This is a genomic window from Luteimonas lutimaris (assembly GCF_039537065.1).
Taxonomy (GTDB): domain Bacteria; phylum Pseudomonadota; class Gammaproteobacteria; order Xanthomonadales; family Xanthomonadaceae; genus Luteimonas; species Luteimonas lutimaris.
Genome location: NZ_BAAAZU010000003.1, coordinates 94,869 through 120,675, shown reverse-complemented (window position 1 = coordinate 120,675; position 25,807 = coordinate 94,869). Strand labels below are relative to the sequence as shown.

The 25,807-nt window shown below is 70.2% G+C and carries 25 protein-coding genes; 14 read left to right on the top strand and 11 right to left on the bottom strand.

All coding sequences use genetic code 11. The features are described from left to right. Positions 1-41 precede the first annotated feature (41 nt). Complete coding sequence (locus ABD679_RS02645) at positions 42-884, top strand: SirB1 family protein (protein WP_344758396.1); 843 nt, start codon at positions 42-44, stop codon at positions 882-884. A gap of 7 nt (positions 885-891) precedes the next feature. On the opposite strand, the gene ABD679_RS02640 is transcribed toward ABD679_RS02645, so the two are convergent. Further along, complete coding sequence (locus ABD679_RS02640; RefSeq protein ID WP_344758395.1) at positions 892-1,119, bottom strand: rubredoxin; 228 nt, start codon at positions 1,117-1,119, stop codon at positions 892-894. Positions 1,120-1,154: 35 nt separating this feature from the next. Here ABD679_RS02640 and thiE point away from each other — a divergent pair, with 35 nt between their 5' ends. From thiE to ABD679_RS02625, 3 genes are all read left to right on the top strand, one after another. Continuing rightward, positions 1,155-1,850 (top strand): thiamine phosphate synthase, encoded by a 696-nt coding sequence (gene thiE / locus ABD679_RS02635; RefSeq protein ID WP_344758394.1) that lies wholly within the window; start codon positions 1,155-1,157, stop codon positions 1,848-1,850. A gap of 78 nt (positions 1,851-1,928) precedes the next feature. Next, positions 1,929-3,218: a glutamate-1-semialdehyde 2,1-aminomutase gene (gene hemL, locus ABD679_RS02630; RefSeq protein WP_344758393.1), complete on the top strand. Its 1,290-nt coding sequence runs from the start codon at positions 1,929-1,931 to the stop codon at positions 3,216-3,218. Then, a complete protein-coding gene (locus tag ABD679_RS02625) occupies positions 3,215-3,835 on the top strand; it encodes an HAD family hydrolase (RefSeq protein WP_344758392.1) in 621 nt (206 codons plus the stop codon). The genes hemL and ABD679_RS02625 overlap by 4 nt, the downstream gene beginning before the upstream one ends. 11 nt (positions 3,836-3,846) lie before the next feature. Here ABD679_RS02625 and ABD679_RS02620 read toward each other — a convergent pair whose 3' ends face one another. Both ABD679_RS02620 and ABD679_RS02615 read right to left on the bottom strand, forming a co-directional pair. Further along, on the bottom strand, positions 3,847-4,665 hold the full coding sequence (locus ABD679_RS02620) for an SDR family oxidoreductase (RefSeq protein WP_344758391.1): 819 nt from the start codon (positions 4,663-4,665) through the stop codon (positions 3,847-3,849). 117 nt (positions 4,666-4,782) lie between these two features. Next, positions 4,783-5,442: a protein kinase family protein gene (locus tag ABD679_RS02615; protein WP_344758390.1), complete on the bottom strand. Its 660-nt coding sequence runs from the start codon at positions 5,440-5,442 to the stop codon at positions 4,783-4,785. A gap of 255 nt (positions 5,443-5,697) precedes the next feature. Between ABD679_RS02615 and ABD679_RS02610 the strand changes: the two genes are divergently transcribed. After that, positions 5,698-7,725 carry a VTT domain-containing protein gene (locus ABD679_RS02610; protein ID WP_344758389.1) on the top strand — a complete coding sequence of 676 codons (2,028 nt, stop codon included), beginning with the start codon at positions 5,698-5,700 and terminating at the stop codon, positions 7,723-7,725. Here ABD679_RS02610 and ABD679_RS02605 read toward each other — a convergent pair. The 3 genes from ABD679_RS02605 to ABD679_RS02595 all read right to left on the bottom strand — a co-directional run bounded on the left by ABD679_RS02605 (position 7,701) and on the right by ABD679_RS02595 (position 10,469). Next, on the bottom strand, positions 7,701-8,276 hold the full coding sequence (locus ABD679_RS02605; RefSeq protein ID WP_344758388.1) for an LON peptidase substrate-binding domain-containing protein: 576 nt from the start codon (positions 8,274-8,276) through the stop codon (positions 7,701-7,703). The genes ABD679_RS02610 and ABD679_RS02605 overlap by 25 nt on opposite strands. Positions 8,277-8,418: 142 nt before the next feature. Then, positions 8,419-9,795 (bottom strand): UDP-N-acetylmuramate:L-alanyl-gamma-D-glutamyl-meso-diaminopimelate ligase, encoded by a 1,377-nt coding sequence (gene mpl, locus ABD679_RS02600; RefSeq protein WP_425561832.1) that lies wholly within the window; start codon positions 9,793-9,795, stop codon positions 8,419-8,421. Positions 9,796-9,890: 95 nt separating this feature from the next. Further along, positions 9,891-10,469, bottom strand: a complete 579-nt coding sequence (locus tag ABD679_RS02595; protein ID WP_344758387.1) for an adenylate kinase — start codon at positions 10,467-10,469, stop codon at positions 9,891-9,893. A gap of 116 nt (positions 10,470-10,585) precedes the next feature. Between ABD679_RS02595 and ABD679_RS02590 the strand changes: the two genes are divergently transcribed. Then, on the top strand, positions 10,586-11,842 hold the full coding sequence (locus ABD679_RS02590; RefSeq protein WP_344758386.1) for a 6-phosphofructokinase: 1,257 nt from the start codon (positions 10,586-10,588) through the stop codon (positions 11,840-11,842). Between the two features lie 26 nt (positions 11,843-11,868). Next, entirely contained in the window at positions 11,869-12,348 is a 480-nt protein-coding gene (locus ABD679_RS02585) for a hypothetical protein (RefSeq protein ID WP_344758385.1), read from the top strand. Between the two features lie 84 nt (positions 12,349-12,432). On the opposite strand, the gene ABD679_RS02580 is transcribed toward ABD679_RS02585, so the two are convergent. Continuing rightward, a complete protein-coding gene (locus tag ABD679_RS02580; RefSeq protein ID WP_344758384.1) occupies positions 12,433-12,933 on the bottom strand; it encodes a hypothetical protein in 501 nt (166 codons plus the stop codon). 376 nt (positions 12,934-13,309) lie between these two features. Here ABD679_RS02580 and ABD679_RS02575 point away from each other — a divergent pair, with 376 nt between their 5' ends. Together ABD679_RS02575 and ABD679_RS02570 are read left to right on the top strand one after the other, a co-directional pair. After that, positions 13,310-15,358, top strand: coding sequence for a sodium-translocating pyrophosphatase (locus ABD679_RS02575; RefSeq protein ID WP_344758383.1), 2,049 nt, complete (start codon positions 13,310-13,312; stop codon positions 15,356-15,358). A gap of 420 nt (positions 15,359-15,778) precedes the next feature. After that, positions 15,779-17,314, top strand: coding sequence for a mechanosensitive ion channel (locus tag ABD679_RS02570; RefSeq protein WP_344758382.1), 1,536 nt, complete (start codon positions 15,779-15,781; stop codon positions 17,312-17,314). A gap of 776 nt (positions 17,315-18,090) precedes the next feature. Here the strand turns inward: ABD679_RS02570 and ABD679_RS02565 are convergent. Next, positions 18,091-19,647: a M91 family zinc metallopeptidase gene (locus ABD679_RS02565; protein WP_344758381.1), complete on the bottom strand. Its 1,557-nt coding sequence runs from the start codon at positions 19,645-19,647 to the stop codon at positions 18,091-18,093. Between the two features lie 197 nt (positions 19,648-19,844). Here ABD679_RS02565 and ppa point away from each other — a divergent pair, with 197 nt between their 5' ends. Next, complete coding sequence (gene ppa, locus ABD679_RS02560) at positions 19,845-20,393, top strand: inorganic diphosphatase (RefSeq protein ID WP_344758380.1); 549 nt, start codon at positions 19,845-19,847, stop codon at positions 20,391-20,393. 19 nt (positions 20,394-20,412) lie between these two features. Here the strand turns inward: ppa and ABD679_RS02555 are convergent, their stop codons facing one another. Further along, positions 20,413-21,297: a sulfotransferase family protein gene (locus ABD679_RS02555; RefSeq protein WP_344758379.1), complete on the bottom strand. Its 885-nt coding sequence runs from the start codon at positions 21,295-21,297 to the stop codon at positions 20,413-20,415. Beyond that, a complete protein-coding gene (locus tag ABD679_RS02550; protein ID WP_344758378.1) occupies positions 21,290-22,282 on the bottom strand; it encodes an aspartyl/asparaginyl beta-hydroxylase domain-containing protein in 993 nt (330 codons plus the stop codon). Before ABD679_RS02550 ends, ABD679_RS02555 begins: the two co-directional genes overlap by 8 nt. Before the next feature lie 243 nt (positions 22,283-22,525). On the opposite strand from ABD679_RS02550, the gene ABD679_RS02545 reads away from it, so the two are divergent. The 4 genes from ABD679_RS02545 to ABD679_RS02530 all read left to right on the top strand — a co-directional run bounded on the left by ABD679_RS02545 (position 22,526) and on the right by ABD679_RS02530 (position 25,037). Continuing rightward, positions 22,526-23,272: an RNase A-like domain-containing protein gene (locus ABD679_RS02545; RefSeq protein WP_344758377.1), complete on the top strand. Its 747-nt coding sequence runs from the start codon at positions 22,526-22,528 to the stop codon at positions 23,270-23,272. A gap of 20 nt (positions 23,273-23,292) precedes the next feature. Beyond that, complete coding sequence (locus ABD679_RS02540) at positions 23,293-23,577, top strand: contact-dependent growth inhibition system immunity protein (RefSeq protein WP_344758376.1); 285 nt, start codon at positions 23,293-23,295, stop codon at positions 23,575-23,577. A gap of 233 nt (positions 23,578-23,810) precedes the next feature. Further along, positions 23,811-24,641, top strand: a complete 831-nt coding sequence (locus tag ABD679_RS02535) for a DNA/RNA non-specific endonuclease (RefSeq protein ID WP_344758375.1) — start codon at positions 23,811-23,813, stop codon at positions 24,639-24,641. A 24-nt stretch (positions 24,642-24,665) separates the two neighbouring features. Next, on the top strand, positions 24,666-25,037 hold the full coding sequence (locus ABD679_RS02530; protein WP_344758374.1) for an antitoxin YezG family protein: 372 nt from the start codon (positions 24,666-24,668) through the stop codon (positions 25,035-25,037). Between the two features lie 67 nt (positions 25,038-25,104). Here the strand turns inward: ABD679_RS02530 and ABD679_RS02525 are convergent, their stop codons facing one another. Continuing rightward, a complete protein-coding gene (locus ABD679_RS02525; protein ID WP_344758373.1) occupies positions 25,105-25,800 on the bottom strand; it encodes an ion channel in 696 nt (231 codons plus the stop codon). Positions 25,801-25,807 lie beyond the last annotated feature (7 nt).

The window sequence follows — 25,807 nt, the reverse complement described above, 5'->3', positions numbered from 1 at the left end:
CGTACTTGCGGCAGCGCGGCACGCAGCGCAGGCTTGATGGCATGGACCACCGCATCGCACTGCCGGAGTGGCATACCCTCGCCCGGCTCGACGACGCGTCCCTGCCGCTGCTCGATACCGCGCTGCTGATCGCACACGACGAATATCCCGACCTCGACCCCGGCCTGTACGACGCGCAGGTCCGCGCGCACGCCGCCGGCATGCGCGCGGAGATCGACGCGATCGAGCATCCGGCGGTGAAGATGCAGGCGATCAATCGCCATCTGTTCGGGGAGCTCGGCTACGCGGGCGACCACGACCAGTACTACGACCCGCGCAACAGCTACATCAACGAGGTCTTCGAGCGCAGGCGCGGCAACCCGATCTCGCTGGCGATGGTGCAGATGGAAGTCGCGCGCCGGCTCGGCGTGCCGCTGGACGGCGTGTCGTTCCCCGGCCATTTCCTCGTGCGCCTGCCGGTGGACGACGGCGTGCTGGTGATGGATCCGTTCAACCGCGGCCGCCCGCTCGACGTCGACGAACTGCGCCAGCGCGCGCGGCCGCACCTGGGCGGCGATGCGCCGGACGACGAGGCGCTGTCTCAGATCCTCAATCCCGCGTCGCACCGCGCGATCCTGGTGCGCGTGCTGCGCAACCTGCACGGCGTCTATGGCGACGCCGGCGACTGGGAGCGCGCCACGCGCTGCGCCGACCGCGTGCTCAAGCTGTCGCCGAACGATCCCGACGCGCTGCGCGACCGCGGCCTGGGCTACCTGCACATCGGCCACGCCAGCGGTGCGCGCGCCGACCTGGCGCAATACCTGCAGCGCAATCCGCATGCGCGCGATGCGATGAAGGTGCGGATGCGGCTGGTGGAACTCGGCGGCGGCGGCCGCGTGAACTGAGCGCCGCTCAGAGCGGCATCATCTCGAAGTCGTCCTTGGTCACGCCGCAGTCCGGGCATGTCCAGGTGTCGGGGATGTCCTCCCAGCGCGTGCCGGGGGCGATGCCCTCTTCCGGCAGCCCGGCCGCTTCGTCGTAGATGAAGCCACACACGACGCACATCCAGGTGCGGTAGGCGACGGCGGTCTCGTTCATCGGATAATGGCGTCCCGGCGGGAGCGGTGCGGAAAGCCGCATTGTCCCACCCCGCGACCGCGCAGGAAACCGCGACGATGAATCCCCGATGGCCGCACCGCGGCAACGCAGCCGCTTCAACGCGCGGCCTGTACCTGCTCACGCCGGACGACGGCGACACCGCGCGCCTGCTGGCGCGGGTGCGCGCGGTGCTCGGGCAGGCGACGCTGCTGCAATACCGCAACAAGGCCGCCGGCGATGCGCTGCGGCGCGAACAGGCCGCGGCGCTGCTGCCGCTGTGCCGCGCCGCCGGCGTGCCGCTGGTGGTCAACGACGACTGGCGGCTGGCCGCCGCGATCGGCGCCGACGGCGCGCACCTGGGCGAGGACGACGGCGCCCTGCGCGAGGCACGCGCCGCGCTGGGCGACGCCGCGATCCTCGGTGCGTCCTGCTACGACGAGATGGCGCGCGCCGAAGCCGCCGCCGCTGCCGGGGCGAGCTACCTGGCCTTCGGTGCGTTTTTCCCCTCGCCGACCAAACCGGGCGCACGCCGCGCCAGCCCGCAGCTGCTCGCCGACTCGGCGCGCTTCGGCCTGCCGCGGGTGGCGATCGGCGGCATCACGCCGGACAATGCGCGGCAGCTGGTCGCGGCCGGCGCGGACCTGCTCGCGGTGATCAGCGGCGTGTTCGACGCGCCGGATCCGGTGGCCGCGGCGCAGGCATACCGGGACTGCTTCGAGGCAAGCCCCCAACAGCCGGCAACGGATGCTGCCGGGCGAAATGATCGCGGCTGAAGCCGCTCCCACAGATCGAGAACGAGCACGAAAGTCGTCGTCCGCGCTGCGGGCACGCAGGACGGAGAAGACAACAGCATGAATACCGAACGTTCCCAGGCCCTGTTCGAACGCGCGCAGGCGCTGCTGCCCGGCGGCGTCAACTCGCCGGTGCGTGCATTCAAGTCGGTCGGCGGTACGCCGTTCTTCGTCCAGCGCGCGGACGGGCCATGCCTGTTCGACGTCGACGGCAACCGCTACATCGACTATGTCGGTTCATGGGGGCCGATGATCGCCGGCCACAACCATCCCGCGGTGCGCGAGGCGGTGGAACGGGCGATACGCGACGGCCTGTCGTTCGGCGCGCCCTGCCCGGCCGAGGTGACCATGGCCGAAACCATCACCACCCTGGTGCCGTCATGCGAGATGGTGCGCATGGTCAACTCCGGCACCGAAGCGACGCTGTCGGCGATCCGGCTGGCACGCGGGGCCACCGGGCGTGCGCGCATCGTCAAGTTCGAGGGCTGCTACCACGGCCACGGCGACTCCTTCCTGGTCAAGGCCGGCAGCGGCGCGCTGACCTTCGGCGTGCCGACCTCGCCGGGCGTGCCCAAGGCACTCGCCGACCTCACGCTGACCCTGCCCTACAACGACTTCGACGCCGCGACGAAGCTGTTCGACGAGTGCGGCGGCGACATTGCCGGCCTGATCGTCGAGCCGGTGGTCGGCAACGCCAACTGCCTGCCGCCGCGCGAAGGCTTCCTGCACCACCTGCGAGAACTGTGCACGCGACACGGCGCGCTGCTGATCTTCGACGAGGTGATGACCGGCTTCCGCGTCGCGCTCGGCGGCGCGCAGGCGCGCTACGGCGTCACGCCGGACCTGAGCACCTTCGGCAAGATCATCGGCGGCGGCATGCCGGTGGGCGCCTACGGCGGCCGCCGCGACCTGATGTCGCAGGTCGCACCCGCGGGGCCCGTCTACCAGGCCGGCACGCTGAGCGGAAACCCGGTTGCGATGGCCGCGGGGCTGGCGATGCTGGAACTGATCCAGGCGCCGGGCTTCCACGACGCGCTGGAGGCGAAGACGAATGCGCTGTGCGACGGCCTCGAAGCCGCCGCGGGCGAGGCCGGCGTGCCGCTCACGACGCAGCGGGTCGGCGCGATGTTCGGGCTGTTCTTCAGCGACGAGAAGGTCGACACCTACGCCCAGGCGATCGCCTGCGACAGCGCCGCGTTCAACCGCTTCTTCCACGCCATGCTCGCGCGCGGGGTGTACCTGGCGCCGTCGGCGTTCGAGGCCGGCTTCATGTCGAGCGCGCACGACGACGCGGTGATCGAGCAGACTCTGGTCGCGGCGCGCGAAGCGTTTCGCGAGGCGAAGGCATGATCGCGGCGCCGGCCGTCGTCCTGTTCGACCTGGACGGCGTGCTGGCGCATTACGACCACGCGGCGCGGCTGCGGGTGCTGGCCGGACGCAGCGATGCCGACGCCGACGCGGTGGCGCGGGCGCTGTTCGAATCCGGTCTGGAACGCGACGCCGACCTCGGCCTGCACGATGCACGGGGACAGGTGGACGAGTTCGCGCGCCGGCTGGGGCGGCCGGTTTCGCTGGCCGACTGCGTCGACGCGCGCCGCGCCTCGATGCGTGCGGACGCGGACGTACTGGCGCTCGCGCGGCGCGTCGCCCGGCAAGCGCAGGTCGCGATCCTGACCAACAACAACCTGCTGCTGCGCGACCACCTGGCGGCGATCTGCCCGCCGCTGTTCCCGCTGTTCGAAGGCCGCGTGTTCTGCTCGGCGCAGTTCCGGCTGGCGAAGCCGGATCCGGCGATCTTCCTGCATTGCCTCGGGCAGCTCGGCGCCACGCCCGCGCAGGCGCTGTTCGTCGACGACAAGGCCGAGAACGCCGAAGGCGCGCGGCGCGCCGGACTGCGTGCGCAGCACTACACCGGCCTGCCGGCGCTGCGCGCGTGGCTGCGCGAGTGCGGATTCGCCGACGCCTGAGCGCCCGCGCGTCAGTCGAGGAACAGGTCGGGCAGCAGCGGCTGCGACGGATCGACCGCGTAGTGCGACAGGTCGGTGACGCCGGCCTCGCGCAGGACCTCGTCGTCGATCAGGAAATTGCCGGCAAAGCCGGCCGCGGGACGCACCAGGATCGCGTGCGCGGCGTCGGCGATGATCTCCGGCCGCCGGCCGTTGCCGCGGCTCACGCCGGGGATCATGTTCAGCGCATCGGTGCCGATCAGCGTGCGCGGCCACAGCGCGTTGACCGCCACGCCCTGCGGGCCGAATTCCGCGGCCAGGCCCAGGGTGACGAAGCTCATGCCCATCTTCGCCAGCGTGTAGCCGGTGTGCGGGCCCCACCACTTCGGGTCCAGGGACGGCGGCGGCGCCAGGGTGAGGATGTGCGGGTTTGGCGCCGCCAGCAGGTGCGGCAGGCAGGCCTGCGCGCACAGGAAGCTGCCGCGCGCGTTGACCTGCTGCATCAGGTCGAAGCGCTTCATCGGCGTGTCCAGCGCGCCGCGCAGCCAGATCGCGCTGGCGTTGTTGACCAGGATGTCGATGCCGCCGAAGGCATCCACGGTGGCCGCGACGGCGGCGCGGACCTGGTCTTCCTCGCGGATGTCGCACTTGAGCGCCAACCCCCGGCCGCCCGCGTCGTTCACTGCCTGCGCGGCGGTGTGGATGGTGCCGGGCAGCTTCGGATTGGGCACGTCCGACTTGGCCGCGATCGCCACGTTGGCCCCGTCGCGCGCGGCGCGCAGTGCGATGGCCAGGCCGATGCCGCGCGAGGCACCGGTGATGAAGAGGGTCTTGCCGGCGAGGGTGGGCATGGAGGACCTCGTGGTTGCGGGGCGGCTTCAGCCGCGATCGGTGTTGCCATTATCGGCGGGAGAACCCGCGGCCGGAGGCCGCTCCCACAAGTGTGGCGTTGCCGCCAATCCCGGCCTTCAGGGCTTGGGCCCCTGCCCTTCGTTGTCCTCCCACTTGAGAATCCGCCGGGTGACGAAGCGGTACACCGGCTTGCCGGTGGCGAACCACGCCTCGCGCAGCCATGAGGTGCGCTTGAGGATGCGGCGTTCGACCGGTGTGATCGCGTCCGGACAGTAGGTGCGCTTGTGCTTGAGCAGGTGGCGCAGGTCCTCGCGCGCGAGCAGGCGCATCCAGCGCGAGCGGGGATTGCCGAGGACGACGAGCTGGAAATCGATCAGCGCCGGGCGACCATCGGCCAGCACCAGCCAGTTGGCCTCCTTGGCGAGGTCGTTGTGGGCGACGCCGCGGCGGTGCAGCCGCTGCAGCAGCCGGCGCGCGGCGCGGAAGTAGGCCAGGTCGCCGTGCGGCGGGCGCTGGTACATCGCCGCGCCGTCGAGGTAGCTGCGGTCGAGGATGCGGCCGTCCCAGCCAAGCAGCTGCGGCATGGCGTCGAGCCCGTGCGTGCGCCGCAATCCGCGCGCCTCGCGCCGCGCCAGCCACCACGCCGGCAGGCGCAGCCACCACGGGACGTGGCGCAGGTCGCGGCGTACGAACACGCCGGCGTCGCCTTGCATCAGCGAGATGCGGCCGAAGCTGTCGGATTTGAGGGCCTGGATTTCGATGGCGGGGCGGGGCATGGGGGGATTGTAGGGAGTGGGGCCGGGTTGATTGGGGATTCCTGTGGCGTGCGGGTGTGGCGAGGGCATCTTGTCGGGTGGGGCGCGGGGTCGCGGCTTCCGCCGCTCCTACTTTGGTTTTGATTCCGGGAAAAGAAGCTCGCTGCGCTCGCGCCCTCATCCGCCCTTCGGGCACCTTCTCCCGCAAGCGGGAGAAGGGCTTCGGTCCGGGGGAAAACCGGACTCGATTCACCGCCCGCCCCGTACAATCCGCCGATGACGAACGGATGGTTCGACCAACTCGTCGCCTGGATCGGCACGCATCCGCTCGCCGCCGGGCTGGTGATCTTCGCGATCGCGTTCTGTGACGCGGTGATCGTGCTCGGCGCGATCGTCCCGGCGTTGCCGCTGCTGTTCGCCGTGGGCGTACTGATCGGGCTGGGCGAACTCAACGGGCCGTACGCGGCGGCGTGCGCGGCGCTGGGTGCCTTCGCCGGCGACGGGTTGAGTTTCTGGGTCGGGCGCCGCTGGGGCCACCAGCTGCGCGGGGTGTGGCCGTTCGCGCGCTATCCGCAGCTGCTCGACCGCGGCGAGGCGGTGTTCCGGCGCAACGCAGTCAAGGGCATCCTGATCGCACGCTACGTGGGACCGATCCGGCCGTTCGTGCCGGCGGTGGCGGGCATGGCGCGGATGCCGCTGCGACGCTACTTGCCGGCGAGCGCGTTCGCGGCGCTGACCTGGGCGCTGCTGTTCCTGGTGCCCGGCTGGCTGCTCGGCCAGGCCTACGACGCGGTGGCGGCAGTCGCCAACCGGCTGGCGCTGGCGGTCGGCGGGCTGGCGGTCGTGCTGGCGCTGGCGTGGGCGGGGGTGCTGTACACCTACCGCTGGTTCGCGCGCCACGCCGACACGCTGCTGGCACGCGCGCTGCGCTGGACGCGCATGCACCCGCGGCTGGGCCGCTATGCGGCGGCGATGATCGACCCCAACCGTCCCGAATCCGCCTCGCTGCTGATCCTGGCCGCCTGCCTGCTGGCGATCGGCGTGGCCTGGTTCGCGCTGCTGGGCACGGTGCTGATGCGCGGCGAGCCGCTGGCGCTGGACCTGGCCGTCCACGACACGATGCTGCAGCTGCGCAACCCGCTGGCCGACCGGCTGATGGCCGGGCTGGCGTCGATCGGCGACGCGGCGGTGCTGGTGCCGGCGATCGCGCTGACCCTGGCGTGGCTGCTGTGGCGCAAGCGCTGGCTGGCCGCGGCGCACTGGCTGGCGGCGCTGGCCTTCGGCCTGGCGCTGACCGCGCTGCTGGGCGCGGTGGTCGACATGCCCAATCCGCCCACCGCGCTGCGCGGATTCGGGTTTCCGTCGATCGCGGTGACGATGGCCACCATCACCTTCGGCTTTTTTGCGGTGCTGATCGCGCGCGAGATGCCCGGCCGCCAGCGCGTGTGGCCGTACGTGGTCGGCGGCGCGGTGGTGGCAGTGCTCGGGTTCGCGCGGCTGTACCTGGGCGCACACTGGCTCAGCGACGTGGTCGGCGGGATGCTGTTCGGCATCGTCTGGCTGCTGGTGCTGGGCATCGCCTACCGGCGCCACGTGGCGCGCTCGTTCTGGATGCGGCCGCCGGCGGCGGTGTTCTACGCCACGTTCCTCGTTGCCGCGCTGTGGCACGCGCCGCGCGCGGTGGACACCCTGCTCGCGCGCTTCGTGCCGCCGGAACCGGTCGTGGCCATGAGCGCCAGCCAGTGGTGGCAAGGCGACTGGGCGCGCCTGCCCGCGCAGCGCAAGGAACACGATCCCGCCCAGCGCTGGCCGCTGGACCTGCAGGTCGCCGGCCCGCTGGAACCGCTGCAGCGGCGGCTGCAGGCCAACGGCTGGGGCGTGCAGCCGCAGGCAAACTGGCTGGCGACGCTGCAGCTGCTCGACGACGATATCCCGCCCGACCGCCAGCCGGTGCTGCCGGCCACGCTCGACACCGAGGCCGAGACCCTGCTGCTGCGCCGCCCGGGCAACCAACCCGGCCAGATCAAGCTGCTGCGCCTGTGGCGCGCGCCGCTGCAGCTGTCCGACGGCGGTCCGCTCTGGGTCGGCACCACGCAGGTGCTGCACTACGCCGAGCCGTTCGGCCTGTTCGGCCTGTGGCTGCCGGATCCGGGCACCGGCGTGGCGCACGACGACGTGCGCGCGGCGATGGACGGATTCGCGCTGGAACAGTCCCCGCATCCGCAGACCGGCGTGGAAGTGCTGCGGGTGCGCATCCCCGCCGATACCGATTCAGATGCTCAGGAGATCATCCCGAGCAACTGATCCAGGCGCGCGTGCGGGTCGTCGTCCTGCAGCAGCGACTGCCGCTGGCCATCCGACAGCGGAAGCAGTTCCGCCAGCCGCCAGCCGATCCACGCCGCGTCGTCGAAGCGGGCCGCCGATGCCTGCGCGTGTTCGCCACCGACCTGTTCGAGGATGCGTTCGAGCACCATCGCCAGCAGGCCGTGCTGCGGCCGCAGTTCGTCGACGTCGCTGTCCTCGCGCCAGCCGACGTCGGCCACCAGCAGGCCGTTGTCGCGCACCCGCGTGCGCCGCACGTGGAAGCGCCGCGCGCCGCGCACGTGCAGGGTCAGCAGGCCGTCGTCGCCGGTGCCGAAGTCCTCGATCCGCGCCTCGGTGCCGAACGCGGCCGGCGTGGCCGGCGCGCCGGTCTCCTCGCCGTCGAGGATCAGGCAGATGCCGAAACCGCCGCCGCTGCGGCCGCACTCGCGCACCAGGTCGAGGTAGCGCGGCTCGAACACGCGCAGCCCCAGCGGCGCGCCGGGCAGCAGCACGGTGTGCAGGGGGAACAGCGGCAGGGAGTCGGCGGGCATCGGGCGAAGGCTAGCGCGGCTGGCGTGGGCGTGGTGTCTGTCGGGGGGCGGTGTTCGCCTTTGTTTTTGTAGGAGCGGCGGAAGCCGCGACCACGGCCGGTCGCGGCTCCCGCCGCTCCTGCGATGGCAAGGCCGGCCCGCCCTACGCCAGCGCCGCCAGGAACCGCCGCGGCGCGCCGTCGAAACCGCCGTTGGACATGAACACCACGTGGTCGCCGTCGCGCGCGAGTTCGCGCAGGGTGTCGATCAATGCATCGGCGTCCGCCACCGCGTGGCCCTCGCCGTGCAGCGCCGCGACGACCTTGCCGGCGTCCCACGCCAGCTCCGGCCGGTGCAGGAACACCACCACATCCGCGCCGTCCAGCGACGGCGCCAGCGCGTCGGCGTGCGCGCCCAGCCGCATCGAGTTGCTGCGCGGCTCCATCGCCACCACGATCCGCGCATCGCCGACCTTCGCCCGCAGGCCGGCGAGCGTGGTCGCGATCGCGGTCGGGTGGTGGGCGAAGTCGTCGTACACGGTGATGCCGCGCGCCTCGCCGAGGACCTCCAGCCGGCGCTTGACGCTGCGGAACCCCGCCAGCGCCGCGATCACCTGCGCCAGGTCCACGCCCACCGCGTGGCAGGCCGCCAGCGCGGCGAGCGCGTTCATCACGTTGTGGCGGCCGAGCAGGGGCCAGCGCACGGTGCCGGCTTCATCGCCCGCGTGCAGCACCACGAACGCGCTGCCGTCGGCCTCGAGCAGGCGCGCGCTCCAGTCGAACGGCCGCCCGCCCGCCGCGGCGCCGGCGTCGATGCCGAAGGTCTCCACCGGCGTCCAGCAGCCCATCGCCAGTACCTGCGCCAGGCGCGCGTCCTCGCCGTTGACGATGAGCCGGCCGCGACCGGGCACCGTGCGCACCAGGTGGTGGAACTGGCGCTGGATCGCGGCCACGTCCGGGAAGATGTCGGCGTGGTCGAACTCCAGGTTGTTGAGGATCGCCACCCGTGGCCGGTAGTGGACGAACTTGCTGCGCTTGTCGAAGAAGGCAGTGTCGTACTCGTCGGCTTCGACCACGAACTCGCGGCCGCGCCCGATCCGCGCCGATACCCCGAAGTCCTCCGCCACGCCGCCGATCAGGAACCCCGGTTCGCGGCCCGCCGCCTGCAGCAGGAAGGCGAGGATGGTCGTGGTCGTGGTCTTGCCGTGGGTGCCGGCGACGGCCAGCGTGTCGCGGCCGGGCAACACGTTCTCCAGCAGCCACTGCGCGCCGGAGGTGTAGTCCAGGCCGGCGTCGAGCACGTGCTCGACCGCCGCGTTGCCGCGCGACAGCGCGTTGCCGACGACGACCTGGTCGACGTCGGCCGGGATGTTTCCGGGCCGGTAGCCCTGGCTGAGCGCGATGCCGAGGGTTTCGAGCTGGGTCGACATCGGCGGATAGACCGCCTGGTCGCTGCCTTCGACCTCGTGACCGAGTTCGCGCGCGAGCGCGGCGACGCCGCCCATGAAGGTGCCGGCGATGCCAAGGATGTGGAGCTTCAAGCCCAGACGCCTCTCAATGATTGGAACGGTCTGCAACGAAGCACGTCCCGTACGGCACCGACTTCCCTCCCCTCCTGCGGGAGAAAGAGGTCAAGTCACCCCACCACTTTCCCCGGCGCAATCGCCTCGACGATGCGCGCGAACACCTCGTCCAGCGAGCCCACCCCGTCGACCACCGTCAGCTGGCCATGGGCACGGTAGAACTCGATCACCGGCGCGGTCTGGTCGTCGTAGACCTTCAGGCGCGTGCGCACGGACTCGGGCGAATCGTCGGCGCGGCCCTCGGCCTGGGCGCGGCCGGCGATGCGTTCGACCAGCAGTTCGACCGGCACCTCCAGCTGCACCGCGTAGTCCATCGGCTGGCCGATCCGGCCCAGCAGCGCGTCGAGCGCATCGGCCTGGGCGAGGTTGCGCGGGTAGCCGTCGAGGATGAAGCCGTTCTTGGTGTCATCGCGCGAGAAGCGGTCTTCGAGCATGCCCAGCAGGATCTCGTCGGACACCAGCTCGCCGCGGGCCATCACTTCCTTCGCCTGCAGCCCCAGCGGGCTGCCGGCGGCCACTTCGGCGCGCAGCAGGTCGCCGGTGGAGATGTGCGGCACCTGCAGGTGCTCCTTCAGGCGCGCGGCCTGCGTTCCCTTGCCCGAACCCGGCGCTCCAAGAAGTACCAGTCGCATCGATCACTCCAAGCTGGAAGGAAGGGGTGCCGCGCGGGCGTAAACTGCCCGTCGCGGCGCCAACCGCGCCACTTTACCGTATCCCGGCCCCCCGCCTCCCCCAACGGAAACTGCCGATGCCCCAGGGAACCCTGCTGTACGCCCAGAGCGGCGGCGTCACCGCCGTCATCAACGCCACCGCCTCGGCCGTGATCACCCAGGCCCGCGCCCGCAAGGTCAAGGTGCTGGCCGCGCGCAACGGCATCCTCGGCGCGCTGCGCGAGGAGCTGGTCGATACGTCGAAGGAGTCCGCGGCCACGATCCGCGCCCTGGCCCACACGCCCGGCGGCGCGTTCGGCTCGTGCCGGGTCAAGCTCAAGTCGCTCGAAGAAGACCGCGCCCGCTACGAGCGCCTGCTGGACGTGCTGCGCGCCCACGACGTGCGCTACTTCCTCTACAACGGCGGCAACGACTCGGCCGACACCGCCAACAAGGTGTCGAAGCTGGCCGCGGAGTTCGGCTACCCGCTGACCTGCGTCGGCGTGCCCAAGACGATCGACAACGACCTGGCCGTGACCGACTGCTGCCCGGGCTTCGGCTCGGCGGCCAAGTACACGGCCGTTTCGGTGCGCGAGGCCGCGCTGGACGTGGCGGCGATGGCCGAGACCTCCACCAGGGTCTTCGTCTACGAGGCCATGGGCCGCCACGCCGGCTGGCTGGCCGCGGCGGCCGGGCTGGCCGGCACGGGGCCGGACGAGGCGCCGCACCTGATCCTGTTCCCGGAGCGCCCGTACGACGAGCAGGATTTCCTCGCACGCGTGGAAAAAGTGGTGGCGAAAGTCGGCTACTGCGTGGTGGTCGCCAGCGAGGGCATCCGCAGCGCCGATGGCGGCTTCGTCGCCGATGCCGGCGGCGGCAAGGATTCGTTCGGCCATACCCAGCTCGGCGGCGTCGCGTCGTTCCTCGCCGGGCGCGTGCAGCACGCGCTGGGCCTGAAAGTGCACTGGACCCTGCCCGACTACCTGCAGCGCTCCGCGCGCCACCTCACCTCCAGGACCGACCTCGACCAGGCCCTGGCCGTGGGCAAGGCCGCCGTGCAGTACGCGCTGGCCGGCCGCAACGCGACCATGCCGGTGATCGTGCGCACCTCCGACGCGCCCTACCGCTGGAAGATCGAGCCCGCCCCGCTGGAGAAGATCGCCAACCGCGAGAAGACGATGCCGGCCGGCTTCATTCGCCGCGACGGCTACGGCATCACCGCCGCCGCGCGCCGCTACCTGGAACCGCTGATCCGCGGCGAGGCGCCGCCGCCGTACGGGCGCGACGGGATCCCGAAGTACGTGGTGCCCAAAAACGTGCTGGTGCGCCGCAAGCTGCCTGCATTCGAGGCCTGAACCCTGCCTCGCCCGGGAATCCACGCATGCGCCAGCTGTTTCACCGAAACCCGTTGGTTGCAGCCACCCTCGTCGGCGGCGCCATTGGTGGCACGCTCGATCTCGCCTTCGCGGTCGGCATGGCGCTGTTCCGCGGCGACACCGCCGCCGACCTGCTGCGGACGGTGGCCAGCGGCGCGCTGGGCAGGGCCGCACTGGACGGCGGCGCGGGCATGGCGGCGCTGGGGCTGGGCTTCCACTTCGCCCTGTCCTGGGGCTGGGCGGCGTTGATCGGCATGGCGGTGCGCGACCTGCCGGACGGCCTCGCCGGGCGTCCGCTGGCGGTGGCGATGATCGCCGGCACGCTCGTGTTCCTGGTCATGCGACAGGTAGTGCTGCCACTGTCGGGGTTCCCCTTCCCGGTGGAGCTGGCATTCTCGCTGCCACTGCTGCTCGACTGGATCTCGCACATGTTCCTGTTCGCGCTGCCGATGGTGCTGGCGGCGCGGCGCACGCGCGCGGGCTGACGAACGACGACGCGGCAGCGCAGGCGCCCTGCTGCAGGAGAGTCCGCGGCGATGCGGACTTGCCGCTCCGCGAGCAGGCCAATGCTAGTTGCAGGCCTTGCCTTCGAGCTGCATCTGCGCGGCGTACATGGGAATCGCCGCGATCTTGCCGGCCGCCGCGGCCTGCTTGGCTTCCTCGAGATAGATACGCGACTGGCCCTGGCCGTCGCGTGCCTGGCCGACGTCCACCGGCTTGCGCCAGATGCGCACCACCGCCTGCCGCGAGGGGCAGCTGGCGCTGGGGACGCGGATCAGGTCGTTGAACTTCCAGCCCGCGGCCTCGGACGGCTTGGCCTTGTCGAAGTCGACGAAGCGCGCGCGCGGCTGGCAATTCTGGCTGGTGCGGACCACCGCGAACTTGTAGGGCTCGGCGGCCTGGCCGGTAAACGCGCCCTCGATGCGGGCGCAGGCCTCGGGAATCTGGCGCAGGGTGTGGACCACCCCATCGGCCTGCGGCGTGCTGGCCGGGCGGGTGATCTCGGGCGTCGGATCCGCGGCGAAGGCCGGCAGCGCGGCGAGGAGCAGGAGCGGGGCAATCAGGCGCATGGAGGCGGCCTCAGGCGACAAAACAGTGGAAAGGCTGTCACGGGCAGGCTGAATCGGCGCTCACGGCGGGAACGCGCCGTGACCGAAGACGTTCGTTGAAGCCCCCTTCAAGGGGGTGAGGGCGGTCCGTTTGCGCGGCACTGCCGCGTGGACCGACCGAACGCCCGGCACGCTGCGCCGGGCCGGCCGGATCGGTGGGCATGGGTTTCGATTCGGACGGGCTCAACAACGATCCTGCTGGAAACCCCGCCCCGGGAGACAGGCCGCAAGCCGCCAAGCCCCCATTCTCCGCCGCTCCCGCACTGCAACATCGGGTCTCGATACCCTATGCGATAGTTCCGATGTTATTTCGCCGTTCACTTCCGGGGAGGACTTCATGCTCGAGCAGTATGGTTTGTGGCTGGCGCTGGCCTGCGCCGCCGTCGCGATTGTCTACGGGATGTTCTCGGCCGGATGGATCAACCGGCAGCCGGCGGGCAACGAACGCATGCAGCAGATCGCGGGCGCCATCCAGGAAGGCGCGCGCGCCTACCTCAACCGCCAGTACACGACCATCGCCATCGCCGGCGTGGTGCTGCTGCTGCTGATCGGCTTCTTCCTCAGCTGGCCCACCGCGATCGGCTTCGCGATCGGCGCAGTGCTGTCGGGCGCGGCGGGCTACATCGGCATGAATGTCTCGGTGCGCGCCAACGTGCGTACCGCCGAAGCCGCCCGCAAGGGCATGAGCGCGGCGATGGACGTCGCGTTCCGCGGCGGCGCGATCACCGGCATGCTGGTGGTGGGCCTGGGCCTGCTCGGCGTGGCCGGCTACTGGATGGTGCTGGGCAGGATGGGCATCACCGGCGAGACCGCGCTGCATGCGCTGGTCGGGCTGGCGTTCGGCGCTTCGCTGATCTCGATCTTCGCGCGCCTGGGCGGCGGCATCTTCACCAAGGGCGCCGACGTCGGCGCCGACCTGGTGGGCAAGGTCGAGGCCGGCATCCCCGAGGACGACCCGCGCAACCCGGCGGTGATCGCCGACAACGTGGGCGACAACGTCGGCGACTGCGCCGGCATGGCCGCGGACCTGTTCGAGACCTACGCGGTGACCATCATCGCCACCATGCTGCTGGGCGGGCTGATGTTCGCCGAGGATTCGCACGCGGTGCTGTATCCGCTGCTGCTGGGCGGGGTGTCGATCATCGCCTCGATCATCGGCGCATTCTTCGTCAAGGTGAAGGCCGGCGGCTCGATCATGGGCGCGCTGTACAAGGGCGTGATCGTGTCGGCGCTGCTGTCGGCGGTCGCGTTCTGGTTCGTCACCGCGGACCTGTTCCCGGACGGGCTGACCACGCTTGACGGCACGCTGGCGGTTTCGTCGACCAACATCTTCTACTGCGGCCTGATCGGCCTGGTGCTGACCGGGGTGATCGTGTGGATCACCGAGTACTACACCGGCACCCAGTACAAGCCGGTGCAGCACATCGCGGCGGCCTCGACCACCGGCCACGGCACCAACATCATCGCCGGCCTGGGCATCTCGATGAAGTCGACGGCCATGCCGGTGGTCGCGGTGTGCATCGCGATCTGGGGCGCGCACGCGCTCGGCGGCCTGTACGGCATCGCGATCGCCGCGACCGCGATGCTGTCGATGGCCGGGATGATCGTCGCGCTCGACGCCTACGGCCCGATCACCGACAACGCCGGCGGCATCGCCGAGATGGCCGAGCTGCCGTCGGAGATCCGCGACATCACCGACCCGCTGGACGCGGTGGGCAACACCACCAAGGCGGTGACCAAGGGCTACGCGATCGGCTCGGCCGCGCTGGCGGCGCTGGTGCTGTTCGCCGATTACACCCACAACCTGCAGGCCAACAACCCGGGCGTGACGTTCACCTTCGACCTGTCCGACCACATGGTGATCATCGGCCTGCTGATCGGCGGCCTGATCCCCTACCTGTTCGGCGCGATGGCGATGGAAGCGGTGGGCCGCGCCGCGGGCGCGGTGGTGGAGGAAGTGCGCCGCCAGTTCCGCGACATCCCCGGGATCATGGAAGGCACCGGCAAGCCGGACTACTCGCGCGCGGTCGACATGCTGACCAAGTCGGCGATCAAGGAAATGATCGTGCCGTCGCTGCTGCCGGTGGTGGTGCCGATCATCGTCGGCGTGCTGCTGGGGCCGAAGGCGCTGGGCGGACTGCTGATCGGCACCATCGTGACCGGCCTGTTCGTGGCGATCTCGATGACCACCGGCGGCGGCGCCTGGGACAACGCCAAGAAGTACATCGAGGACGGCCACCACGGCGGCAAGGGCTCCGAGGCGCACAAGGCCGCGGTGACCGGCGACACCGTCGGCGATCCCTACAAGGACACCGCGGGCCCGGCGATCAATCCGCTGATCAAGATCATCAACATCGTCGCGCTGCTGCTGGTGCCGCTGCTCTGACCGAAGCGGCCCCTCTCCCGTTCGCGGGAGAGAGAACGGGATGAAGGATTAAAAAAATGGCCCCGCTTCGCGCGGGGCCTTTTTTTGATTCCTCACTCCACTTCGGGAACACGCTGTCAGCTGATGGCCCGGTCGCAGGAGGGATCGCAATCTGGCGGCCCCGCGACGGATCGCAGGCTTGCGTGCAAGACGAGCCTTGTCTTTTACGGCAGCCGCCGCGCAGCCTGCAGCGCGGATCGCGGCGTTGCATCGCAACAACTCCACGCGACAACGCGCTCCATTTGCCGTTGCGCCGACAGGATGTTCACCTGCGATTCCGTATGTTGCCCGCACCCCGTCTTGTGCGGCACCGCGTCGCGGAGGCGATTGATTCACGAACCAGCGCGCACGACGCGCGCCGATCCGATAGGGGAGATCGATATGCAATTCGACACCTGGTACCTGCCACTGCAGGCATCGCTTGGAACCTACCTGCCCATCATCCTTGGCGCACTGGCGGTGCTGCTGATCGGATGGATCATCGCGCTGGTCGCCTCCAGCCTGGCCCGCAAGGGGCTGGCGAAGGTACGCGCCAACGAGCGCCTGGCGACGCAGACCAAATCCGGCACCGACTTCGAGCGCCTGGGCGGGCGCTTCGTGTTCTGGATCATCTTCCTGGTCGCGCTGGTGGGTGCGCTCGGCATCCTGCGCATCGACGGCGTCACCGGCCCGCTGTCCGGTCTGGTCAACACGCTGGTGCCGGCCATCGTGCTCGGCGTGGTCGCATGGCTGGTCGCCACGGTCGTGCGCGTGGTCGTGCACAAGGTGCTGGGCGCGACCACGCTCGACGAGAAACTCGTCGACGCCGACCGCCCGGCGCGCCCGCCGCTGTCGCGGACGATGGGTGACGTCGCCTACTGGCTGGTGCTGCTGCTGTTCCTGCCGGCCATCGTCGGCACGCTGCAGATCGACGCGCTGACCGCGCCCCTGTCGAACATGATCTCCGACATGCTCGGCATGCTGCCGAACCTGATCGCCGCCGCGGTGATCGGCGTGGTCGGCTGGATCATCGCCCGGGTGGTGCGCGAGGTCGTGACCAACCTGCTGGTGGCCACCAACGTGGACCGCTTCACCCAGGAGAACGAGGACACCCGCGGCATCAAGCTGTCGCAGCTGGGCGGGACCCTGGTGTTCATCCTGATCATCGTGCCGACGATCATCGCCGCGCTCGACGCGCTGCGGATCGAGGCGATCTCGCGGCCGCTGACCGGGATGCTGGACGAGTTCCTGCTGGCGGTGCCCAACATCGTCGCCGCCGCGGTGATCCTGCTGCTGGCGTGGTTCATCGGCCGCTTCGTGGCGCAGCTGGTCGCGCGCCTGCTGGCCAACCTCGGCTTCGACCGGGTGCCGGAGCGGATCGGCCTGGGCCATGCGTTCGCCGCACCGTCGGCCGCTGCGCCGCTGCCCGGCCAGGTTGACGCGCCCGCGGCCGCGGGCACCCTGCCCGGCACCGGCCCGCGCCTGACGCTCTCCGAACTGGTCGGCAAGATCGCGCTGTTCTTCATCATGCTGTTCGCCACGGTCGAAGCGGCGGCGATGCTGGGCTTCGCCGGCGTGCACGAGCTGCTGGAGATGTTCATCGCCTTCGGCGCCGACATCCTGCTGGGCCTGGTGATCTTCGTGGTCGGCTACTGGCTGGCGGACCTCGCGGCGCGCGCGATCGAGCGTGCGAATCCGGAAAGCCGCGGCATGGCGCGGATCGCACGCGTGGCCATCCTCGGTCTGGTGGTGGCGATGGGCCTGCGCGCGATGGGCGTGGCCGACGACATCGTCAACCTGGCGTTCGGGCTGGTGCTCGGCGCGGTGGCCGTGGCCGTGGCGCTGGCGTTCGGCCTCGGCGGCCGCGACGCGGCGGGCAAGGTTGCCCAGCGCTGGGCGGACGGCTACCTGTCGAGGCAGCGGCGCGACGGCGAATAACCCGCAGCCTTCGAAGCTGAAACGAACACCCCGCACCACGCTGGTGCGGGGTGTTCTGTTTCAGGCACCTGGAGGACGGCACGCAGCGGCATCAGGGGAAGTCCCCACCCAACAGGGGTCTTCGTCCGACTGGAAGAAAAGCTGTATCGGCTCGATGGTTGGACGCGGGTGCGGATGGCCTTGGGGCGACGCCTCCGGCGAGGGCCTGCGGCCCCCGCCTCCCCCTTTATTTCGGTTCTTCTCCCAACGGAGGGGACCGAAGACCGGAAAGAGGCTGCAGGCGGTGTCAGGACTGTCATCCCGAGCGCAGCGAGGGATCTGCTGGGGGCAACAACAGATCCCTCGCTGCGCTCGGGATGACGGGCTGTTTTGGTGCAGAGGTCGTTTGTCGGGAACCGGGACCTAGTCCCCCCAGTTGGGAGAAGAACCTTTATTTCGCCCCCAGGCCATCCGCACCCGCGCTGCAAATTGAGCGGGCTGCCGCAAGAGAGAAGAGGACGAAGAACCTCATCTTCCACGCAAGCCTGTGATCCGGTGCTCCGCTGCGGCCGGCGGCCCTTGGGGGAAATAAAGGAGGAGGCATTCACCGCAGGCGGATGCCCGGGGGCGTCCCAAAAAAGGGCCGTCGGCCGCAGCGGGGCCCGTCAGATCGCGGTCCGGCTTGCGACCGGACAATCAACTGATCTCATGCCCCTGACAGAGGAACCAAAAAAACGGCGACCTTGCGGTCGCCGTCTGCCCTTCCCTGTGCCTCCCTATCCATGTTCGGTCATGCGTCAGATCGCGTAGCTCGGACGCAGCTCCAGACCCATTTCCTCGCGCATGCCGTTCTCGGTCAGCGCGTAGGGGTTGTGTGTGATCGGACCCGATCCGTCGCCGAAGTCGTACGGGTCGGCCGTGGTGTCCAGCCCCACCGCCTGGCGCTCGGCGTTGGGGATCTGCATGTTCGGCGTCGGGCTGTCCGGCCCCGGGCCGGTGTAGGTGCCCGGCAGGAAGGTGCCGTTGACGCCGTTGTAGGCGTGCGACATCTCGTGGTACAGCGTCACCGCCGGCACCGGCAGCTCGGGAATGGCGAAGGCCGGGTTGTAGGAGATATCCACTGGCCCGGAGTTGCCGGGGCGGCCATTGGTGATGTCGGAGCCGTAGACGCTCTGGGCGTAGCCGTTGTCGACGTTCTGCAGCTCGCGGATGGTGACGATGTTGCCCTTGGCCGCGGACTTGTCGAACTCGGCCAGCATCTGCTGCCCGTTCGGCGAGGCGCGCAGCATCTCCAGGTCCGCCTCGACGCGCTGGACGAAGGCATCCGAACCCTCGACCTTCACGCCCTTCAGGCCCGCATCGCTGTTGAGCACGACATTGACCACGTTCGGATCCGCGCTGCCCGCGCCGACCAGCTTGTCGCCCACGCCGGCCGAGTAGACCAGGCCATCGGCCCCGATGTTGCCGACGGTGTTGGCGCCGGCACCGGTATAGATGCGGTCGCCGTTGCCGCTGGCGGTGATGGTGTCGTCGCCAAGGCCCCCGGACAGGACGTTCTTGCCGCCGGTGGCGATGATGGCGTCGTCGCCCTTGCCGCCTTCGATGTAGTCGTTGCCCTTGCCGCCGGTGATGCTGTCGTTGCCGTCGCCGCCGTACAGGGTGTTGCCGCCGTCGCCGGCCACGATGCTGTCGTCGCCGGAGCCGCCGAAGACGTAGTTGAAGCCGTTGCCGGTGTTGATGATGTCGTTGCCTTCGCCACCGTCGATGCGGTCGTTGCCCGAGCCGCCCTGGATGGTGTCCTCGCCCGCGCCGGCCTCGATGATGAAGTTGACCGTCACCGACGAATCGATCTCGATGTTGTCGTTGCCGTCGCCGGTGCGCACGGTCAGCTGCTGGCCCTGGGCCAGCGACACGTCGTATTCCTCGCCGTTGACGTCGAAGCGCAGCTGGCCGTTGTCGCCTTGGGTGACCTTGACCTGGTCGTCGCCGCCGCCGGTGGTGAACACCAGCTGGTCGGCCAGGATGTAGTACTGGCCCCCTGACTGCTCGGTCGTGTACTCGCGCGTGATCTCGACGTTGGCGGTGCTGCCCAGCTTGTCGATGAACATCGGCTGCCCGGTGCTGCTCGTGGTCTGCTCGCGGCTGCCGGTGTTGCTGGCATTGCCATCGATCTGCGTCGCCTGGTCGCGGCGGCCATTGGCGTCGACGCGCGACTGGTCGACCGTGGTGACTTCGTGCGCACCCTCGAGCGACGGATCGAACACGGTCTGCCCGTCCTGCGCGTGCTGGTTGCCCCAGACAGACGACTGCTGGGCGGCGGTATTGCCTTGGGCGTTATCGAGCTGGATGGTCATGGGTCGGGGGCCTGCTGGTGGATACGGAACCGTATGTGTACGCCCCGGTATGGAGGCCTCCAAGCTGGGGCGTACCCGAGGTCACCGATGCTGCGCCGCAGCACCCGGCAGCGTAAAATCCGTCCCCCAACACCCTCTTTCCACCCCGGAGGCCGGCCCCCTGGCCGCGCCGCCCCCTGCGCAGGAACCGCCACCCCATGGGCCTCGACCACGTCCCCACCGGCAGCAACGTCCCCGAAGAAATCAACGTCGTCATCGAGATCCCGAAGGACGCCGAGCCGGTCAAGTACGAGGTCGACAAGGACAGCGGCGCGATCTTCGTCGACCGCATCCTGTCCACGCCGATGCGCTACCCCTGCAATTACGGCTACGTCCCGCGCACCGTGTGCGGCGACGGCGACCCGGCCGACGTGCTGGTGATCCTGCCGCTGCCGCTGATCCCCGGTTCGGTGATCCGCTGCCGCCCGGTCGGCGTGCTGCGCATGAGCGACGAGGCCGGCGGCGACGAGAAGCTGCTGGCGGTGCCGGTCGACAAGGTCTTCGCCGGCTACAGCCACATCGACGACATCGCCAAGGTCAGCCCGCACTGGCTCGAGCGCATCGGCCACTTCTTCGAGCACTACAAGGACCTGGAGCAGGGCAAGTGGGTCAAACTCGACGGCTGGGGCGACGCCGCCGAGGCCAGGAAGATCCTGCTCGAATCGATCGAACGCTACGCGGCACTGCCGGGCAAGCAGAACTTCTGAGCCGGCGCGGGCGCCACGCTCAGGCGCCGATGAACTGCTCCACGCGTTCGATGGTCGGCTGCAGGCGCGGCAGGAGGGCGTTGATCGCGTCCTCGTGCCGGCGCCATTTGTCCGCCGATGGCGGGGTCAGCGTGTGCCGCGCAAGCGGCAGCGTGCCGTCGAGCGACTGGTCCCAGGCCAGGCCAAGCGAGCGGCACAGGTCACCAACGACCCCTGCCGGCGAGGCAATGAACCGGTCGTAGCGCACGGCCTGCCAGCGCCCCGGCGGCAGCGCGGCCAGGTCCTGCAGGAGTGCCTCGATCGTGGCCTGCCACTGCGCCGCCACGATCTCCGGCAGCGGCCGCCCGGCCAGTTCGCGCCATCCCGGCGTGAGCAGCAGCGACCAGTACGGCGCCGGCCAGCCGGGCAGCACGCCGCGCTGGTAGGTCTGGAAGCGCCCCGACATCCAGGCCTCGATCATGCTGGCCAGGACCTGCCGCGGATCGCGGTACAGGAACACGAACCGCGCCTCCGAGAACGCCCGCGCCAGGAATGGCACGCGCAGCGAATTCTTCGGCGTCTTCTCCAGCATCCGCACCGGCCGCGCCGCCGGCGGCCGGCCGTCGCGATCGCGCAGGCGCGAAAGGAAGCGCCGGCGCAGTTCGTCGACCGCCGCCGCGGTCGCGTCCAGCGCGTCGAGGCGGTTCGAGGCAAAGCCGTGCTCGGCCAGCCCCAGCCCCGGGATGGTCTCGATCAGGACGTGGCTCTCGCTGCCGGTCGTGCACACGCCAGGCGCGCGCGACAGGGTCTCGAACAGCAGCGTCGAGCCCGAGCGCGGCGAGGAAACGATGAAGACCGGGCGGTCGAAGACCGGATCGGGCGTCGCTTCGGCCACGCCAGCAGCCGGCGCCCGGGGCTCAGCCACGATCGGCGACACCGGCCGGCACGACGCCAGGCGCGACGGGCGAGGCAGCGCGGGACACCGCCGACTGGCCGATGCGGATGTTCAGGACTGCGTGCAGGCGGACCCCGTTGCGCAGCATGATCGGCGCCCCCGGGAGATCGGATTCGACGAGGAACCGGTCGATCAGCGCCCGGAACCTGGGCTGCCCCTCCGGCGCTTCGCCGAACTGTGCCCAGAGGAAGCGCCAGCTGCGCACCATCCTGGCGGCGAGCGCCTGCACCTGGCCCAGTTGCGGATGCGGCACCACGTCGGCGAAGAGCATGCCAAGCTGCGCGTTGAGCTCCCACGGACTCATTACCGCCGGCACGTTGACCGCCTCGCACGCCAGCGTCGGCCGCAGGCCGGGCTGCGGGACCACCAATCGCGGTTTCCATGCGTCACCGCCCGGCGGCAACGGCTGCGGGCGCCCTTTCGCGACCATGTCCCAGAACCGTTCGCCGCCTACCGTATCCACCACAAGGTGGATACGCGACTGCACGGCATCGTTGATGACGTTGTGCTGGCGCCATGTATCGAAGATCCAGCATTCACCCTCGGCCATGTTGACGGTGGCGTCGCCGCACTCGAAGCGCACGGTTGGCTGGGTCACGATCGGCACGTGCACGCGCACGCGCTCGGCCCAGTAATAGCCCTGGTCGACGTGGCGGCTCACCTCGGCGTGGCCCGACAGCCGCATCAACCGGCTGCGCCCGACCGTGGCACCGAAGCTGTCGATCACCTGCATGAGGTACGGGCAGGCCTCCAGATGCGGTGTCGGCCGCATCGGCCCGGCGAACGACTCGTTGGCCGGATCGCCGTCCACCGCAACCAGCGGCAGCATCGAGTTGCCCTCGAATTTCTGCGGATGCGGACGCCACGACGACTCGCCGACCGCCTCGACTTCCGCGGCCAGCAGCCCGGCGTCGTAGCACAGCGGCAACTGGATGAAGGGGAACTGCAGTTTCACGATCGACACTCCTGCAGGCCACCGGCCTGCGTTTGCCGCATTTTACGCCACGCGTTCCAGCGGGCGCGCCGGCGCCCGCGCGCACGTGCATGCGTGCTTCCCACCCGCACGCGACCATCCGTTGGGCGTCGCCCGCGCGCGGCTGGAACACCCAGGACAACGGCGCCCTAGGGCACGCACCAGCTGGCAGCGCCATCACCGGCCACTTAGCCTGCCGCGATTCCCGAATGGAGAGCGGCGACGATGGAAGGCGTACAGGCTGGTTTCGGTTCCAACCCCTTGCTCAACGCGGGCCTTGCGCCGGCGCGGGCGAATGCGATGGCGGCGGCCGCCTCGGACGGCGACCTCGGCCAGCACCTGCAGGAACTGGCCGACGACGGACAGTTGCTCGACTTCCTCGACCAGACCGGCGATGCGATCGCACTGGCGCAGGGCGACGAAACCTTCGCCGGACAGCTCGATCCGCTGCTGGGCAAGATCCGCGACGCATTGGCCGAATTCCCCGTCGGCCAGCTGTCGCGCGTGGAGCGCGATGCGGTCGAAGCCACGCAGCAGGCGCTCGACGCCTACCTCGGGCCGATCGACGACGTCGGCGGCGGCGGCGAGGTGCCCGGCGGCGGGCTCGAAGCGCACGAAGACGCGGGCGCGCACCTGATCGACCGCCACGTCGGCAAGACCGAGCAACAGCTGCTCGACCGCCTGCAGAAGGAAAACATCAGCGCTTCATCGAGCTTCCGCGACCTGCCCTCGGCCGAGCACTTCATCGCCGAAACCATCGCCGAACACCAGGACAAGATCGATGCCTGGGTCGACGGCAAGGGCGGCAACCGCCTGGTGCTCGATGCGCACTTCGATGCCAGCACCGGCATCTCGATCAAGCGCGGCGACACCCAGGCCGAGGACGTGTTTTCGGTGAAGCTGGTGCTGGAGCGTTCGAACGCGCTCGGCATCGGCTATAGAATCGTGACCGGCTACCCGACCACGCCCTGAACCGAGCGAGCACGCACCGCATGAGTGATTTCCCGGCACTGGAGAACTTCCTCTCCGCGTACTTCCACCAGGACTGGCGCAGCGAGCACGACACCGCCGACGCCGTGGCCGCGTACTTCGTCGACAGCGAGGACGACGAACAGGTGGCCGAAGTCCGCGCTGACCTGGCGCGGCTGTCGGCGCAGGGCCTGGACGAGGTCGCGCTGGCCAACCGCCTGCGCGCGCTCGGCAGCGAGTACGACCCGTCCCTGGACGGGCAGACCTGGCAGGGCTGGCTGGAAACGCTGCGCGAGCGCTTCGCCTGAGGCGCGGCGCATAACCGGCGGCCGGGCGCGGCGGAAGCTGCGACCACGCCACTGGCACGGCCGCACTGACGCGGCCTCGGGCGCATCGCGGCTTCCGCGGCTCATGCGGCTGCTCCTGCCTGCGTCCTCGCCTGCCGTGGACGCGCTGCGGGGACAGCCTAGGGTCAGCCCGGGATACCGCACCGTATGGCGGCGCGGCACACTGCCCGCCATCGCCTCGTGGAGATGCCGGAATGTTCGAGTCCGTCCGCCCGACCAGCGTCTGTCCGGTCGACCACCGGGCCGATGCCGCACCGGATCCGTCCGCACCCGACGCCGAAGCCATCACCACCGCGCTGCGCGACGCGTCGTTCGTGTCGCGGCCGTGGGTGGCGCGGAACATCGTCGCCGGCATGGACGATGCGCAGCTGTCCTCGCTGGCCCGGCAGGACGGCGGCCGCGAGGCGCTCGACGCGCTGGACGACGCGCTGCAAGGCGCGCCCTGGCTGATGCCCGATGCCCCCGCGCTGCGCGACCGCATCGCCACCGCCCTGCGCGACGACGATCCCGGCACGACCGGCCCGGGCGGCGTCACCACGACCACCGAACACATCGGCGAGAACGTGGTCACCTGGACCAACGACAGCGAAGGCCGCCCGATCCGCGCCGAAGCCGACCTCACCGAAGTCTTCACCGGCATCGACCGCAGCAGCGCCGAAACCAAGGCCCAGCGCGATGCCGCCGGCCGCGGCGTCGAGGGCGACCAGGGCGGGCACCTGATCGGCCACCGCTTCGTCAAGGACCAGGGCCTGAAAAACCTGTTCCCGCAGAACGGCAACTTCAACGTCAGCGCCTACAAGAAGCTGGAGAACGAGTGGGCCGACTGGATCGACGCCGGGATGGACGTCCACATCACGGTCGGTCTCACGCCGGAGAACGTGGACCGCCCTGACCGCGTGCGCGTGGCCTACGAGGTGACCGACCCGGCCGACGGACGCGTCGTGTACGATCAGCGCGTCACGTTCCGCAACGAGGCCGGCCAGCAGTTCGACCGCGTCCCGCGCGCGGACATGCCCAACGCCTGACGCCACGCGAGGCCCGCAGCACCGATGGACAAGGACGCACTGATCGTCGAGATCGGCCGCCTGCTCGCCGGCGACCGCAAGGTCGCGGCACAGCCCTGGGACAAGTACGCGCTGGTCGTCTGGTACGGCGATGGCATGTCGACGCTCAACGGCTTCCGCTACGTAGGCGACGAGCCCGGGCAGCCGGCGACGCCCGAATCATTCGATCTCGAGGACCGGGTCGACGCGCTGCGCGAAGCGACCCGCGTCGAAGGCAAGGACCCGTGGCGCGCCTGCGTGGTGAAGCTGGACAAGGGCACCGGCAAGGCGACGGTCGACTTCGCCTACGAGGACGCCGACGAATGGCGGGTGACGCCCGCCAACGCCGCGGAGATCGCGCGCCGCGCACGGCCCTGAGGAGCGGTCACCGGTGACTGGAAAAGCGGGACGAAGCTGCCCGCTCTTTCGAACCCCCCATGCCCGCTCAGTGCTTCTGCTGCCTGATCACCGTCAACGCGATCAGCCGCGACACCGCGATGGCGATGTACATCACGCCCGAGAACATCGCCAGCATCGTCAGCGCGCGCGCCGAGGGGCTCAGGGGGACGATGTCGCTCAGGCCCACGCCGGACAGCGTGCTGAAGCTCAGGAACAGCAGTTCCATCCAGCTGCGCGGCTGCGGCGGTATGGAAACGGCGCTGAAGCTGCCGGGGATCCAAGCCTGGCAGGCCGAGAACGCATAGGCGAACGCCCACGCCAGCAGGGTGAACGTGGTGGCCGCGGCGACCAGTTCGTCCGTGGTCACGCGCATGTCGCCGAGCATGTAGCGGATCAGGCCGGCGACGGCGTAGAAGTACAGGATCGATTCGAGCGCGTGCGCCCACGGCAGCAGCGCGGGCATGCCGGCGAAGTTGGCCAGCAGCGACATCGACACCGACGGCACCGCCAGCAGCCACGCCACCCAGTGCGACGAGGCGCGGTTGATCACCCATAGCACCAGCGACAGCACCGCGATGCTCATCGCGCCGAACAGCGCGCGCCCGATGCCGGTGTTCTCCATCAGCGGATAGGACAGGATGCCGAGCACCTGCACGATCAGCAGGATCGACGAGGGATGCTTGCGCAGGCCATAGGCCAGGCGCCACGGCGCCAGCATCGGCGCCCAATCCGCTGCCGCCATCCCGGCC

Excerpts from the sequence above, each read along its gene's own strand:
- ABD679_RS02645 (WP_344758396.1), top strand. The coding sequence starts at position 42 with ATGGACCACCGCATCGCACTGCCGGAGTGGCATACCCTCGCCCGGCTC.
- ABD679_RS02640 (WP_344758395.1), bottom strand. The coding sequence starts at position 1,119 with ATGCGGCTTTCCGCACCGCTCCCGCCGGGACGCCATTATCCGATGAAC.
- thiE (WP_344758394.1), top strand. The coding sequence starts at position 1,155 with ATGAATCCCCGATGGCCGCACCGCGGCAACGCAGCCGCTTCAACGCGC.
- hemL (WP_344758393.1), top strand. The coding sequence starts at position 1,929 with ATGAATACCGAACGTTCCCAGGCCCTGTTCGAACGCGCGCAGGCGCTG.
- ABD679_RS02625 (WP_344758392.1), top strand. The coding sequence starts at position 3,215 with ATGATCGCGGCGCCGGCCGTCGTCCTGTTCGACCTGGACGGCGTGCTG.
- ABD679_RS02620 (WP_344758391.1), bottom strand. The coding sequence starts at position 4,665 with ATGCCCACCCTCGCCGGCAAGACCCTCTTCATCACCGGTGCCTCGCGC.
- ABD679_RS02615 (WP_344758390.1), bottom strand. The coding sequence starts at position 5,442 with ATGCCCCGCCCCGCCATCGAAATCCAGGCCCTCAAATCCGACAGCTTC.
- ABD679_RS02610 (WP_344758389.1), top strand. The coding sequence starts at position 5,698 with ATGACGAACGGATGGTTCGACCAACTCGTCGCCTGGATCGGCACGCAT.
- ABD679_RS02605 (WP_344758388.1), bottom strand. The coding sequence starts at position 8,276 with ATGCCCGCCGACTCCCTGCCGCTGTTCCCCCTGCACACCGTGCTGCTG.
- ABD679_RS02595 (WP_344758387.1), bottom strand. The coding sequence starts at position 10,469 with ATGCGACTGGTACTTCTTGGAGCGCCGGGTTCGGGCAAGGGAACGCAG.
- ABD679_RS02590 (WP_344758386.1), top strand. The coding sequence starts at position 10,586 with ATGCCCCAGGGAACCCTGCTGTACGCCCAGAGCGGCGGCGTCACCGCC.
- ABD679_RS02585 (WP_344758385.1), top strand. The coding sequence starts at position 11,869 with ATGCGCCAGCTGTTTCACCGAAACCCGTTGGTTGCAGCCACCCTCGTC.
- ABD679_RS02580 (WP_344758384.1), bottom strand. The coding sequence starts at position 12,933 with ATGCGCCTGATTGCCCCGCTCCTGCTCCTCGCCGCGCTGCCGGCCTTC.
- ABD679_RS02575 (WP_344758383.1), top strand. The coding sequence starts at position 13,310 with ATGCTCGAGCAGTATGGTTTGTGGCTGGCGCTGGCCTGCGCCGCCGTC.
- ABD679_RS02570 (WP_344758382.1), top strand. The coding sequence starts at position 15,779 with ATGCAATTCGACACCTGGTACCTGCCACTGCAGGCATCGCTTGGAACC.
- ABD679_RS02565 (WP_344758381.1), bottom strand. The coding sequence starts at position 19,647 with ATGACCATCCAGCTCGATAACGCCCAAGGCAATACCGCCGCCCAGCAG.
- ppa (WP_344758380.1), top strand. The coding sequence starts at position 19,845 with ATGGGCCTCGACCACGTCCCCACCGGCAGCAACGTCCCCGAAGAAATC.
- ABD679_RS02545 (WP_344758377.1), top strand. The coding sequence starts at position 22,526 with ATGGAAGGCGTACAGGCTGGTTTCGGTTCCAACCCCTTGCTCAACGCG.
- ABD679_RS02540 (WP_344758376.1), top strand. The coding sequence starts at position 23,293 with ATGAGTGATTTCCCGGCACTGGAGAACTTCCTCTCCGCGTACTTCCAC.
- ABD679_RS02535 (WP_344758375.1), top strand. The coding sequence starts at position 23,811 with ATGTTCGAGTCCGTCCGCCCGACCAGCGTCTGTCCGGTCGACCACCGG.
- ABD679_RS02530 (WP_344758374.1), top strand. The coding sequence starts at position 24,666 with ATGGACAAGGACGCACTGATCGTCGAGATCGGCCGCCTGCTCGCCGGC.
- ABD679_RS02525 (WP_344758373.1), bottom strand. The coding sequence starts at position 25,800 with ATGGCGGCAGCGGATTGGGCGCCGATGCTGGCGCCGTGGCGCCTGGCC.